The sequence below is a fragment of the Gordonia soli NBRC 108243 genome (assembly GCF_000334455.1).
GTDB classification, from domain to species: domain Bacteria; phylum Actinomycetota; class Actinomycetes; order Mycobacteriales; family Mycobacteriaceae; genus Gordonia; species Gordonia soli.
This window is the reverse complement of the sequence record NZ_BANX01000038.1, coordinates 47,591-61,458: the sequence shown is the minus strand read 5'-3', so window position 1 is coordinate 61,458 and position 13,868 is coordinate 47,591. Positions and strand designations below refer to the sequence as shown.

Below are 13,868 nucleotides of genomic sequence, written 5' to 3'. Positions count from 1 at the left end.
ACGTAGGGAAGGTCTGAACGGTTGCCATCACTCGAGGAGCTCCAACGAGTAATGCGCGCTCGCTTGTCCGACGTCGGCATCGCGGTGGAATCCGGGGTGCCGACTCGGCGCGAGGCGGATCGGGCACCGATGTCGTTCAGTCAACGTCAGGTATGGCTGCACCAGCAGCGGGTACCGGACAGTACTGCCAACAACATCTGCCTGACCTTCACCTACACCGGTGAGGTCGATGAGGACGCATTGCGGCGGGCACTGCTGGCAGTGGTCCGTCGCCACGAGATCCTGCGCACCACTTATCACGACGGCGCCGAGGAGGGGGGTGCGCCGTACCAGCGCATCCACACCGACTTCCCGCCGCCGGTGGTGACCTTCGACCTGCGGGGCGCCAGCGATCCCGACGGTCGGCTGCGGTCATTGATCGCCGACGCGGCGACCGAACCGTTCGACCTTGCGACCGAGTCATCGCTGCGCCTGACGTTCGTCAACCTGCCGCCCGCGGAATCGGGAGCCCCGCGTCTGGCGGTGGTCGTCGCGATGCAGCACATCATCTGGGACGGCATGACCCTCCCGGCGATGGCGCGGGACGTCGCACGCTTCTATGCCGAGGCGCAGCAGCATCCCGACACCGATCCGGAAGTCGAGGAGTTGAGCCCGCAGTTCGCGGATTTCGCCGAGTGGGAACAGGATCGGTTCACCAACGGCGATCACGGCGCGGACATCGGTTTCTGGGAGGCCCAGTTCGCCGGCGGCGTGCAGACGGCGAGCCTGCCGTATGACCGCCGCCCGGGAGCGGGGTCCGAGATCAGCGCCCGGCGGGACCGGACGCTGAGCCCTGCGGCGGAGTCGAACCTCCGCGCGCTCGCAGCGGAACTGCGCATGCCGCCGTTCTCGGTCTTCCTCGCCGCCTACTACCTCGCGCTGCGCCGGATCACCGGCCACCGCGAGATCGTCATCGGCAGCACCGTCGCCAATCGCGAAGAGTCCGGCATGGAGGCGCTGATCGGCAACTTCAGCAACTCGATCGCGCTGCGCATCGGCGGCGAGGGCGACACCTTCGCCGAGCTCGTCACGCATGTCCGGAAGGTGACCGACGCCGCATTCGAGCACCGCACCTTCCCGTTCGAGCACATCGTCGACATCGCGCGTCGGGTCACCGGCGACGAGGACGCCTTCCCCTTCGACTCGCTGGTCCTGTTCCTGGACCAGAAGATCGACGGCATCCACCTCCCCGGAGCCGAGATGACCTGGGAGCTGGCCGACAAGGGGCGGGTGGCGTTGCCGCTGACCGTCGAGGCGTTCATGCATCCCGATCGCACCGAGGTGCAGATCTCGTACCAGGTCGACCTCTTCGACGAGACCACGGTGGCGAGCATCCACGAACACATCGACGACATCCTCTCCACCGCCACGGCCGCTCGTCCGTACACGGATCTGGTGACGGTGGATCACAGCGATGCCTGACGGCGGCGGCCACACGGTCGGTGCCACGGACATCGCAACCGATCCCGCGGAGAACGCCCCGGACCTCGAGATCATCCGGGATCCGCACGGTATCCCGCACGTGCGGGCAGCTTCGGCCGAGGGCGCTCTGTTCGGCCACGGCCTGGTCACCGGAACCGACCGGGCCTGGCAGATCGAGTTCCTCCGGTTGCGCGGCGAAGGCCGCACGGCAGAGGTGTTCGGTCTCGCCGGGGTCGGCTGGGACGCGTTCGCGCGACGGGCTCAGATCGATCGCGCCGCGCGGCGTATCCACGACGCGTCCTCGGAGCGGACCCGGCGTCTGTTGCGGGCCTACGCCGACGGCGTGAACCACTCGCATACCGACGCATCGGCCATCGAGCTGACCGAGTTCAACCACCGCCCGTCGGCGTGGAACGCCTGGACCCCGATCACGATCTTCATCGTGCAGCACCTGATGTTCGGTCGGTTCGCGACCAAACTGTGGCGTCTGCACGCCTGTCAGGTCCTGGGACCGGTCGGACTGGACTTCGTCAACAGCGAAAGCGCGAACGACTCCGACGACCGCACTCCGGCGCAGCCGAGCGACGAATGGATCACCGAACTGCTGCAGCAGTTCTCGGGCGAGGTGCCGATTCCACCGGGTACCGCCGCGACACCGCCTCCGCTGGGTGACGCGATATCCGGGAGCAATGCCTGGGGCGTGGCCGGGGCCAACACGGCGACCGGCTCACCCCTCATCGCCGGTGACCCGCACCGCTTCATCGAGGTACCGGGCGTCTACCAGCAGGTGCACCTCGCGGCTCCCGAGTTCGACGTCGTCGGGCTCGCGTTCTCCGGCGTTCCCGGGGTTCCGCATTTCGCCCAGACACCGACGGTCGCCTGGGGCATCACCAATGCGATGGCCGACTATCAGGACCTCTACGTCGAGAAGCTGGGCACGAGCGCAGCGGGTGTCGTCGCCCGTTCGGCCGACGGTGAGAGCCCTGTCACCTCGTGGACCGAACAGATCGTGGTCCGCGATGCCGACACCGTCGAGGTCGAGATCATCGAGACCGTCAACGGTTCGGTCCTGTTCGGCGGTCCGGACACCGCGTGGGCAGTGAGCCTGCGCACCCCGTTCCTCTCCGAGCCGGACTCGACCTTCGACGCGGTCATCGACCTGCTCTTCGCGCAGGACGTCCCCGCTGTCGAGCGCGCGCTGGCGGACTGGGTCGAACCGGTCAACCGGGTGGTCGCCGCCGACACCGACGGTCGCCTGGTCAACCGCTTGGCCGGGCGGGTGCCGATCCGGGCCGACGAGAACTACTGGTTGCCCGTACCCGGTTGGGACGAGCGGTACCGGTGGCGTGAGGTCGTGTCGGTCGCGTTGTACGACCGCGACTTCGATGCGGCTGTCACCGATCACTCGGTCATCGCCAACCAGCGCATCACCGACTGCGCACCGCTCCAGCCGGTGACCACCGAATGTGCACCGTCGTCCCGCGCGTCGCGCATCGACCACCTGCTCTCCACGTCCTCCGAGCATTCGGTGGCCGACTCCGAGGAGATCCACCGCGACGTGGCGAACGAGCAGACGCAGGTGATGCGCGACCTGCTCGTGGCACTGCCGCGGCTCGAGGTCCCGGCCCGTGATCTCCGGGATCGACTGCTCGCCTGGGACGGCGCCATGCACGCCGACAGCGTCGAGGCCTACCTGTTCGCCGAACTCCGCAACCGGCTGGTGGCGCGCATCGCCGGCGACGAGGTGCTGGCCGGACTGGCCACGCCCCCCAACGGTTTTCCGCGATGGCTGGCGCCGTATTTCGTCGCGACCACGCGGATCGGAGCGGGCATCGAGTCGGTGATCCGCAACGCCGACGCCGTCGGCCTCGACATCCAGCAGGCGGCGATCGCATCCATCCAGTCCCTGGCCGCGGAGATCGACGGCGGCGCCGCGACGCCGACCTGGGGTGAGGTGCATGTACTCGCACCGTTCCACGGCATCGACTTCGCCGGCGTCACACCGGATCACCCCGAGCTGTCGGCCCAGGTGCGCCCGGACGCCCTGCCGCTCGCCGGCGACGCCGAGTGCGTCTTCGCGAATGCGAGCGCCGTCGGGTACTCGCACGTGTGCCGGCTCGGATCGGTGGCCCGCTACGTATGGGACGTCGCCGACCGCGACAAGAGTCGGTGGATCGTACCGCTGGGAGCCAGCGGCGATCCCGGCTCGCCGCATTTCCAGGACCAGGCATCGTCGTGGTCGCAGGGTGAACTGATCGACGTCGTCGGCGACTGGCCGACTCTGCGCCGGACAGCCGAGCGGCGCGAAACCCATGGCCGCCTATGGGAATCGGATGCGGCCCGCACCGACGAGCACGCCGTCACCGCCGGTGGTCCATCGTGATCGCCGCCGACGCACCGACACCGTCAAATCGAGGAGAATCATGAGCATCCTGAACGATGCGCAGTTGGAGGCCATGCGTCGCCGACTCGCCGATGCGGGCATCGAGGTCGAACCCCAGACCGCCGACACCGCCCAGGCCGCGCCCGAACCTGTCGCGACCGACGGTCGACTCGGCATCCCCGAGCGTCGGATGTGGAAGATCTACCAGCTCGATCCGGAGTCGGACGCCCACAACTTCGCGGTGCATCTCGAGTTCGGCGACACCTACTCGATCCAGACGGTGGTTGCCTCCACGCAGCGCCTCCTCGCCTCCTCGCAGGTCCTCGGGTCGGTCATCGAGGTCGATGACGACGGGACCCCGCGACGTCGTGCCGAGCAGTTCGACGGTCGCTGGGTGGTTCCCGACCGCGTGTGGGAATGGGGCGTGATCCGCGCTGAGGCGTCCGCGACCGCATCCGTCTCCGACGACCGTCCGATCGCCGAGGCGGTCGCGGAAGCGGCTGCGACGCTGGCCAAGACACCGTTCCGGCTGGCCGAGGAGCCGGCGGGTCGCATTCGGGTCATCGCCCACGACGGCGGTGTCTCACTGATCCTGGTGCTGCACCACCTGGCAGGCGACGAGACCATCCTCCCGCCGGTGCTGCGCGTGCTGGTGTCGGACGGCTCCGACGACGGCGAGGTCGACTGGTCCGGCGGCACTGCTGTCGACGCGCCGGCCAATCCGGCCGCGCGGACCGATGCGGCGATCGCACATGCGAAGTCGACCTGGGCCGGATCCGACATCCGATACCCGTTGTCGGGCAACCTGCCCGACACCACGCCGGAGGACAGCTGGTTCTCGGTGATGGGTGAGGGACCGGGTAGCCGCATCCTGGCGCCGATCCCCGATGATCGCGTCGCACGTCTGGTCGCATTCGCCCGCGAGGTCGGGGCGACACCCAACGCACTGTTCGTCGTGCTGTCCGCGCTCACCGTCAGCGCGTTGACCGACGTCGATGACTTCGTCCTCCTGGTACCCGCCGACAACCGCCGGCCCGAGGAGACGGTCGACCGGGTCGGCTACAGCGGCAACATCATCCCGATGCGCTTCACCTTCGATCGCACCGAGCAGACCGATGCCGCGGTGCGAAAGGCGGTGTCGACGGTCTACGAGGCGATGGAGTACTCGTCGGTGGACTACGGCACGATCCTTACCGCGCTCCGCAATTCCGGTGGCCGGTTCCCCGTCGCCGAGGTGATGACGCTGGTGAAGAACGCACCGTTGCGCGGCGTGGCGCTGCCCGACGGAGCACACGTGACCTGTGAGGCCATCTTCAAGGACGTTGTGCACTACCCGTTGTCGGTCTCCTTCGAGTTCGACGAGCACGACCAGGTGCACCTCGAGGTCGAGTACCGCACCGACGTCCTCGACGACGACTACGCGGCTCGCACCGTCCGCGTCGTCGAGGATCTCGTCGCTGCACTCCCCGACTCGGCTCAGGCCGGTCTCGGCGAGCTCCTGGCGCAGGTCGGCGCGAACCAGGCCGTCTAGGTCAACCGGTCCATACGCGAACAGAACTCCCATCTGCGAGTGAAGCTGTGCTCGCGGATGGGAGTTCTGTTCGCTAGGGCTCAGTAGCGCGTCAGCTCTCCGGCGCGGCCTCCGCGAGGACTCTCGCGAACTGCTCGACGAAGGTGTCGGCGTATCCGGGCAGCGCCTCGGCGTCGACGGCGATGCCGAAGGAGGTGCTCTTGCCGAGGATCAGGCAGGTCACCGAGAACGAGTACCCGACGAGCGGAGAGACCGGCGTCAGTTCGGCGATGGGCACGCCCAGCACCGAACGCACCCGTGAGAAGCCGGGGTTGATGCCGATGTGGATGTCCGGCGACATACGGGCCATCGACTCACCGACGATGCTGCGCATGTCGGCCCACGGGATCTGCAGCACATCATCACCGGCGGCCAGGGCCAGTTCGATGTTCTTCGACTCGATGGTCGCGAGTTCGGCTCGCGCACGCTCGATCTGGCGATCGAGATCGGTCTCGTTGCCCGCCAGGTTCAGCAACGCGATGGCGACCGCGTTGCCGGTGTGCCGGAACGCCGGGTCCAGGGTGACCGGCAACGTGACGCGCAAGATCTCCGACGCCGAAGCGTCGGGGTTCGGTGGCGCCAGGCTCAGCGAACGGCCGATCGCGCCGAGCAGGAACTCGTGCACCGACGCACCGTGATTCTTTGCCGCCCGTCGCAGATCGCGGGTGGACGCGCTGAAGAGCGCCATCTCCCGTCGGCCCGACGAGGTCAGCTTCGGCCACGTGCGCTCGATCTCGCCTGCGGCCCACTGCTCCTCGAAGGCGGCGCGGGACGAGGCCAGGGTATCGGGGTCGACCTCACCGACCCGGAATCGTGGGCTCGTCGCGAAACGCTCGAACTCTGACAGCTCCTCGGGCGAACCGTCGGCCAGCAGTGCGGCGAAGGCTGCGCCCGCGATGCCGTCCGAAACGCAGTGGTGGACCTTGAGGAGGACGAACTGCCCGGCGTCGTCCGACGTCAGCAGGGTGATGCGCCAGAAGGGATCCGGACGCGGCAACGCCGTCTCCAGCTCGGCCGCGATCTGCCGGTACAGGTCGGCGCGGTCGGTGAAGCGCAGCTCGGTGACATGGCGATCCACATCGACGGCGTCGGCCACCACGATCTCCGGCGGGGTCTCGCGCCCACCGGCGACACCGATCCGGAAGAGGTCGAACAGCGAGACCCGCTCGCGCACGCGGTCCCGTACGGCTCCCAGGGTGAGCGGCTCGGCGCCGTCGGCCAGCTCCAGCACGATCGACCAGTGGCCGGGGCTGCTGTCGGTGTCGGTGTGCAGATAGGTGAAGTCTTGTGGCCCGAACTCGGTCACCGACGGCCCGGTGGGAGCATCGGGTTCGCTCGCGGTGTCCAGCTCGGTCACTGGGGCACACCGGTCTGCTTGGCGCGGATGGCGTTCTCGAGGTCGGCGACGGTCTTGCTCTCGTAGATCTCCCGCTCGGTCAACTGGACGCCGAGACGCTCCTCGATCGCGACCACGCCGATCGCGAACGCGACCGAGTCCAGCCCCAGATCGTCGACGAGCAGCGATGATTCGGTGACGTCGCCGAGCGACAGGTCGAGATCCTCCTCGAGGATGCTCTGCAGCGCTTCGTGCACGCGATCAGACATTGACTTCTCCTTTGTTGCACAGGTTCTCGATGGCCCGCGGGCGGTGCCGTGAGCGGTCAGGTGTGGTCATCGGCCCTCGGATGCACGACGGTAGCCGCGCAGCGCGAGGGGGCCGAAGACGAGGACGAGCCCGATGGTCCAGACGATGGTGCCGAGCAACGGTCCGGCGACGGCGCCGCCTTCGGTGAGACCGCGGATGGCGTCGATGGCCGGACTCATCGGTTGATATCGCACCGCGGGCTGCAGCCAGCCGGGGTACTCCGAGACGGGGGCGAAGCCGGTGTTGAAGAACAGCAGGAACAGGAAGACACCGCCGAGGACCTGGATGGCCTGCGGTCCGGATGCCACCGTGGCCATGGCGATCACCGGCACGGCGACCCCGATCGCGAAGATCATCGGCACCACCCAGGCGCCGACCGCGGCGGCGACTCCCTGGTCGAAACGGAAGCTCATCGTCATGGCGACGAGGAACAGCACGATGGTCGACAGTCCGGTGCGAACGGCCTCGGCGGTGAGCCGGCCGGCGAGGAAACCGGTGCGGGCCACCGGAAGTGTCCACATGCGCGAGAGCAATCCGCTGTCACGTTCGTTGATCAGCGACATCGCGGTTGCAACGGTGCCGTAGAGGCCACCGACGAGGGCGACGAGTCCGGTGTTGCCGTAGACGCTGGAGCCACCGCCGAGGGCGGTGACCGACTTGCCGAAGACCAGCTGGAACATCAGCAGCATGAACGTCGGGAACAGGAGCGACTGCACGACGATGCCGGGATCGCGGCTCCACGACTTCAGCAACGTGCTCGCCTGGGTGATGGTCTGCGGCAGGAATGCGACCGATCGTCGCGCGGGCCACGACGAGGTGGTGGCCGCGGAATCGGCGGCGGCAGCGCCACTCTCGGGGGTGTGGGTGCTGGTCATCGGGTCACCTGCTTTCGTCCGACCGCCGCGACGGCCAACCCGCCGGCGACCAGGAGCCCGATGGACCAGGCGATCACCGCGGTCGGGTCGAGGCCCGCGCCGGAGGACAGGTCACGGAGCGCGTCGGCGAACACCGACAGCGGCTGGTTGCGGACGAATGGTTGAGCCCACCCCGGGAAGCTCTCGGCCGGGACCAAGCCGGTCGAGGCCAACACCAGGATGAGCTGGGGGATCATCAGGAAACTGGCAACAGCCATCGAACTCGCGGCCACCGAGCCGATGGCATCGGTGAGCAGGCTCAAGGCGAGGCCGAAGACGAGGGCGAGGATGACGAACCCGATGGAGTCGACGATGGACCCCTGGAAGCGGAATCCCAGGATGTAGCCGATCACCAGTCCGCCGACCAGTGCGATGAGCAGTCGGCCGACCACCCAGGTCATGCGGCCGAGGATCGGTGAGATCCGCGGGATCGGCAACGACATCATCCGCTCACGGATCCCGGCCCGCGCGTCGGCGCCGGCGACCTCGGTCGCGGCGATGGCGGTGAAGATACCGGCCTGCAGCAGGATGATCGGCGTCAGGAACTGTGCGTAGTCGGCACCGCCGAGCTCGAAACGTCGGTGCAGCGGGACGTAGAAGCAGAGAAAGAACACGACCGGACTCAGCAGCGCGAAGATCGCGTCACCGGACCGGACGGCCGCCACGACCTTCTGCTGTGCGAGGGTCGCGGTCGCCGGGAGCAGTCCCACCGACCGGCGCGGAGCAGCGCCGGCCCGTGTCGATGCCGCGGTGGGCGCGAGGGCCGTCGTCATCAGACCTTCTCCGTCAGCTGCATGAAGACCTCGTCCAGCGACGGCTGACGCAAGCCGATGTCGACGACCTCGATGCGGGAGTCCTGCAACCGCGAGATGACGCCATGCACGGTGGCCATACCCTCGGGAGCCCGGACCACCAGTCGGGGGTGGGCCGCCGACGCATCCGTCGGTGTCTCGATGATCTCGAAGCCGGAGAGCCGCTCGATCACCCGATCGGTGTCTCCGCGCTCGACGAGGGTCATCTCGCAGACCGCTGCTCCGGCCTGTTGCTTGAGCACGCCCGGCGTCCCCGACGCGACCACCGACCCGCGATCGAGCATCACGATGTTGTCGGCGAGACGGTCGGCCTCTTCGAGGTACTGGGTGGTCAGGAGCACCGTGATGCCCTCGGCACGAAGCCCGGCGACCGTGTCCCACACGGCAGCCCGGCTGCGCGGGTCGAGGCCGGTGGTCGGCTCGTCGAGGAAGAGGACCTCAGGCCTGGTGATCAGCGCGCTCGCGATGTCGACGCGTCGGCGCATACCGCCGGAGAGCGCACCCACCCGCCGACTGCCCACCTCGTGCAGGTCGAACTGTTCGATGAGTTCACCGATCCGCGCCTTGAGGGGCGCCCCGCGGAGTCCCGTGAGCCGGCCGAACACCGACAGGTTCTCGACTGCCGTCAGGCTGTCGTCCATCGAGGCGTACTGACCGGTCAGCGAGACGAGTTCGCGCACCCTGGCGGCGTCGGCGACGACGTCGTGCCCACCGATCCGGGCAGATCCGGCGGTCGGTCGCTGCAGGGTGGACAACAGCGTGACCGTTGTCGTCTTGCCACTACCGTTGGGGCCGAGAAGTCCCAGGATCTCGCCGCGTGGGACCTCGAACGAGATGCCTTTCAAGGCCTCGACCGACCCATAGGTCTTGGTCAGGTTCTCGACTGTGATCGCGGCTTGCGCCGACATGGCCACTCCCTCTCCGGACACACGGATCACGACGCGCCCGATGGCCCGCCAGTTTAGGCCAGCCTAACCAACGCGGTCGGCGCGGCCAACACCGCGGGCAACGTTCACCCGAACGAGCGACCCTCGACCCAGTACGCCTGCGACTTCACCGACTTGCGCCCGATCTTGTAGTCACCCTTGAAGATGCTCGCGACCGCGCGGGTGCTCTTGGAATCCAATGCAACCCAACCGAAGTGGTCACCGGCATCGAAGGCCGCGGAACGGACGGCATCCACCAGGGCGGTCCCCTCCCGCTCCCGCGCGACCCAGTGCACGGTGTCGCCGTCGCGAGTGCGCAGCGGGAGGGTCTTGTCGGACTCGTGCTGGTACTCGAACCAGATGGTCACCGGGACAGTCGGCGTCGACGATGCCGATATCGCATCGAGCAGCGAGTTGATGGCGGGCAGCGAAGCGGTGTCGCCGGCCAGCAGCCAGCCAGCCGGCGCCGGTTCGGGGAACTCGAACTTCGAGCCCATCACGGTGGCGTTGATGGTGTCGCCGACCTGCGCGCCCTGCGCCCAACGCGCGGCCGCGCCGTCGTGGATGGCGAACTCGATGTCGAAGGTGTCGGTGGCCGGGTCGGCATCGACGAGGGTGTATCCCCGCTGGTGGAGCTTGCCGTCCGACTCGAACCACAGCCGCACCCACAGCGTCGGATGCACCGGCTTCGCCGACAGCAGCCCGCCACCGGAGAAGCCGATGCGGAGGTAGTGGTCGGTGACGACCTCTGAGCGCGTCACCGTCAGTTCGAAATCGTCGGCGCCGAACAACTTGAGGACGGCACCCTGCCAACCACGACCCGGAGTCTTCGTCGACGTCTCCGTCATGGCACTTCCTTCCCTCGATGACATCGAGGTCAGGCTACCCTAACTTTGCGCTGCGATCACCGTCCCGATCAGGCCGGAGCCAACGCGACCAATCCGGGATGACCGTCGAGATAATGCTTGGTGAACGAGCAGACCGGCCGCAACCGCGCCCCCTGTTCCCGCACGTAGGCGATGGCGCCCCGAGTGAGACGTGTACCCAATCCATGTCCGGTGAACTCGTCGTAGAGGACGGTGTGCAGGACCGTCACCGTGGTCTCACCGTCGACCTTTTCGGTGCTGTAACCGAGCACCCCCACCAGGTCGCCTGCGACCCAGAGTTCGAACCGATCCCGGTCCGGGTTGTGCACCACCTGCGAGATCTGCTGCAGGATCGCCTGCGCAGACTGCGGTGGATGATGGCGATGCTTTCGTTGCACCAGAACACCTCCGCGTGACTACACCGTCTGCGCGTCGGCCGGACGGTTCCCCTCTTCCTGTCGAAGCCCCCTTGTGACCCCGATCACAGCGTACCTTACGCCAACGTAGGTTGTCTCGATTCCCGCCACGCCGACGATTTCGCGGTGCCTCATCTCGCCGACGGGCAGGCGCGTAGGGTTGGGGCCGCATCGCATGCCGTCCTCTCGGACGGATCGATCGCACACACAACTGCACACGCGGGGGCTCTCACGATGACCGAGGGCTGAGATGGCGACGGGCGGTCGCCGACCGCCTGAACCTGTCCGGGTAATGCCGGCGTAGGGAGAGCATCCATGGGGACACCCCTGTCTTCGGACACCACCACATCCGCAGCGGCCACCATCACCACCGGCCCGATCGCGGGCAGTCACAAACACCACCTCGTGGTCGACCATCTCCGGGTCCCGCGGCGCCGCATCGAGCTGACCAACGGCGACCACCTCGACGTCTACGACACGTCGGGTCCGTACACCGACGACGCCGCGGACATCGACGTCGAGCGTGGTCTGGCGCCGACCCGCGACTCCTGGGGGCGGCCGGCTCCCATCGACGGTGCGTCCACCCAACTTGCCTGGGCGCGTGCAGGAATCGTCACCGACGAGATGCGGTTCATCGCCGCCCGTGAAGGTGTGGACGCCGAACTCGTCCGGTCGGAGGTGGCGATCGGCCGCGCGGTGATCCCGGCCAATCACCGACACCCGGAGTCGGAGCCGATGATCATCGGCAAGGCGTTCGCGGTGAAGATCAACGCCAACATCGGGAACTCCGCCGTCACCAGTTCCATCGCCGAGGAGGTGGAGAAGATGGTGTGGGCGACACGATGGGGCGCCGACACCATCATGGACCTGTCCACCGGCAAGGACATCCCCATGACCCGTGAGTGGATCCTGCGCAACTCCCCCGTCCCGGTCGGGACCGTGCCGATCTATCAGGCCCTCGAGAAGGTCAACGGCGATCCGACCAAGCTGACCTGGGAGATCTACCGCGACACCGTGATCGAACAGGCCGAGCAGGGCGTCGACTACATGACCGTCCACGCGGGCGTGCTGTTGCGATACGTCCCACTCACCGCCCGACGCGTCACCGGCATCGTCTCCCGCGGTGGATCGATCATGGCCGCATGGTGTCTCGCCCACCACGAGGAATCGTTCCTGTACACCCACTACGACGAGCTCTGCGAGATCTTCCGCCGCTACGACATCACCTTCTCACTGGGCGACGGACTCCGCCCCGGTTCCATCGCCGACGCCAACGACGAAGCCCAGTTCGCCGAATTGCGCACACTCGGTGAACTCACTACGCGCGCAAAGGCCTTCGGCGTCCAGGTGATGATCGAAGGCCCCGGACACGTCCCGATGCACAAGATCGCCGAGAACGTCCGTCTCGAGGAAGAACTGTGCGAGGAGGCGCCGTTCTACACCCTCGGTCCGCTCGCCACCGACATCGCGCCGGCCTACGACCACATCACCTCCGCGATCGGCGCGGCGATGATCGCCCAGGCAGGCACCGCGATGCTCTGCTATGTGACGCCCAAAGAGCATCTCGGACTGCCGAATCGGGACGATGTGAAGGTCGGGGTGATCACCTACAAGATCGCTGCGCACTCCGCCGATCTGGCCAAGGGACATCCGCGCGCACAGGAGCGTGACGACGCCCTGAGTACGGCACGCTTCGAGTTCCGCTGGACCGACCAGTTCAACCTGGCGCTCGATCCCGACACCGCACGCGAGTACCACGACGAGACACTCCCGGCCGAACCGGCGAAGACCGCGCATTTCTGCTCGATGTGCGGGCCGAAGTTCTGCTCGATGCGGATCTCCGCCGACGTCCGCGCCTACGCCGAGGAGAACGGGCTGGTCACGGCGGAGGACATCGACCGAAAACTCACCGAGGAGATGGCCGCCAAGTCGGCCGAGTTCGCCGAGTCGGGGGGACGCGTGTACCTGCCGCTGGAGGCGACGGCCGACCGATGAGCGATCCGACCCTGCTGCCCACGGCGGCACCCGGCGCGACTCCGGTGCGCGCTCTGACCATCGCCGGTTCCGACTCCGGCGGTGGTGCAGGAATCCAGGCCGACATGCGTACCTTCGCACTTCTGGGCCTGCACGCCTGCGTCGCGGTGACCGCTGTGACCGTCCAGAACACGCTGGGCGTCAACGGTTTTCAGGCGATCGATCCACCGGTTGTCGCCGATCAGGTCCGCACCGTCGTCACCGACATCGGGGTGAGCGCCGCCAAGACCGGGATGCTGGCGAACAGTGCGATCATCACGTCGGTGACCCAGGTGTGCACCGAGTTGGGCATCGGGGGCGATGGTGGGATCCCGCTGGTCGTCGACCCGGTCTGCGCGTCGATGCACGGCGACCAACTGTTGGCGACCGAGGCGCTCGACGCGTTGCGGCAGTTGCTGATCCCGATCGCCACCGTGGTGACACCCAACCTCGACGAGGTCCGCCTGATCACCGGCATCGAGGTGGTCGACGCCGCTTCCCAACGTGATGCAGCGCGCGCGCTGCGTGATCTCGGAGCGCGCTGGGCAGTGGTCAAGGGTGGGCATCTCCGGACGTCGTCGCACAGTCCCGACCTCCTCTACGACGGCGAGACGTTCCTCGAGTTCGATCACGAGCGCATCGACACCGGACACGATCACGGAGCCGGCGACACCCTCGCCGCGGCAACGGCAGCCGCCCTCGCACACGGATGGTCGGTGCCGGACGCGCTCGAGTTCGCGAAGGGGTGGGTGACCCGCGGTCTGCAGGCGGCCTATCCATTGGGCGCGGGACACGGGCCGGTGAACCCGCTGTGGCGGGTGTCGGCGGGCTGAAGGTCGGGGCCGTCGGGTTGGGGTCTGTC

General features: G+C 67.7%; 12 protein-coding genes and 1 riboswitch. Of the genes, 5 read left to right on the top strand and 7 right to left on the bottom strand.

Going from position 1 to position 13,868, the window contains the following annotated elements:
- Nucleotides 1-51 precede the first annotated feature (51 nt).
- The 3 genes from GS4_RS22330 to GS4_RS22320 are packed head-to-tail and all read left to right on the top strand — an operon-like array spanning nt 52 to nt 5,375.
- A complete protein-coding gene (locus GS4_RS22330; RefSeq protein WP_007624857.1) occupies nt 52-1,461 on the top strand; it encodes a condensation domain-containing protein in 1,410 nt (469 codons plus the stop codon).
- A complete protein-coding gene (locus GS4_RS22325; RefSeq protein WP_007624855.1) occupies nt 1,454-3,844 on the top strand; it encodes a penicillin acylase family protein in 2,391 nt (796 codons plus the stop codon). Before GS4_RS22330 ends, GS4_RS22325 begins: the two co-directional genes overlap by 8 nt.
- Before the next feature lie 40 nt (nt 3,845-3,884).
- Nucleotides 3,885-5,375, top strand: coding sequence for a condensation domain-containing protein (locus GS4_RS22320; RefSeq protein WP_007624853.1), 1,491 nt, complete (start codon nt 3,885-3,887; stop codon nt 5,373-5,375).
- Nucleotides 5,376-5,466: 91 nt separating this feature from the next.
- Here the strand turns inward: GS4_RS22320 and GS4_RS22315 are convergent, their stop codons facing one another.
- From GS4_RS22315 to GS4_RS22285, 7 genes are all read right to left on the bottom strand, one after another.
- On the bottom strand, nt 5,467-6,771 hold the full coding sequence (locus GS4_RS22315; protein WP_007624852.1) for a wax ester/triacylglycerol synthase domain-containing protein: 1,305 nt from the start codon (nt 6,769-6,771) through the stop codon (nt 5,467-5,469).
- A complete protein-coding gene (locus tag GS4_RS22310) occupies nt 6,768-7,079 on the bottom strand; it encodes an acyl carrier protein (RefSeq protein ID WP_281169232.1) in 312 nt (103 codons plus the stop codon). Before GS4_RS22310 ends, GS4_RS22315 begins: the two co-directional genes overlap by 4 nt.
- Before the next feature lie 6 nt (nt 7,080-7,085).
- A complete protein-coding gene (locus GS4_RS22305) occupies nt 7,086-7,934 on the bottom strand; it encodes an ABC transporter permease (protein ID WP_007624850.1) in 849 nt (282 codons plus the stop codon).
- A complete protein-coding gene (locus GS4_RS22300; protein WP_007624849.1) occupies nt 7,931-8,746 on the bottom strand; it encodes an ABC transporter permease in 816 nt (271 codons plus the stop codon). Before GS4_RS22300 ends, GS4_RS22305 begins: the two co-directional genes overlap by 4 nt.
- Nucleotides 8,746-9,693 carry a daunorubicin resistance protein DrrA family ABC transporter ATP-binding protein gene (locus GS4_RS22295; RefSeq protein WP_007624848.1) on the bottom strand — a complete coding sequence of 316 codons (948 nt, stop codon included), beginning with the start codon at nt 9,691-9,693 and terminating at the stop codon, nt 8,746-8,748. The genes GS4_RS22300 and GS4_RS22295 overlap by 1 nt, the downstream gene beginning before the upstream one ends.
- 104 nt (nt 9,694-9,797) lie before the next feature.
- Nucleotides 9,798-10,559, bottom strand: coding sequence for a siderophore-interacting protein (locus GS4_RS22290; RefSeq protein ID WP_007624847.1), 762 nt, complete (start codon nt 10,557-10,559; stop codon nt 9,798-9,800).
- A gap of 68 nt (nt 10,560-10,627) precedes the next feature.
- On the bottom strand, nt 10,628-10,975 hold the full coding sequence (locus tag GS4_RS22285) for a GNAT family N-acetyltransferase (RefSeq protein WP_007624846.1): 348 nt from the start codon (nt 10,973-10,975) through the stop codon (nt 10,628-10,630).
- Between the two features lie 227 nt (nt 10,976-11,202).
- Nucleotides 11,203-11,317, top strand: a riboswitch (TPP riboswitch).
- Between GS4_RS22285 and thiC the strand changes: the two genes are divergently transcribed.
- Together thiC and thiD are read left to right on the top strand one after the other, a co-directional pair.
- Nucleotides 11,309-12,988, top strand: a complete 1,680-nt coding sequence (thiC, locus tag GS4_RS22280) for a phosphomethylpyrimidine synthase ThiC (protein ID WP_007624843.1) — start codon at nt 11,309-11,311, stop codon at nt 12,986-12,988. It overlaps the preceding riboswitch by 9 nt.
- The gene (gene thiD, locus GS4_RS22275) at nt 12,985-13,839 is read left to right on the top strand and encodes a bifunctional hydroxymethylpyrimidine kinase/phosphomethylpyrimidine kinase (protein ID WP_007624841.1); all 855 of its coding nucleotides are present in this window, start codon (nt 12,985-12,987) and stop codon (nt 13,837-13,839) included. The genes thiC and thiD overlap by 4 nt, the downstream gene beginning before the upstream one ends.
- Nucleotides 13,840-13,868: the final 29 nt, after the last annotated feature.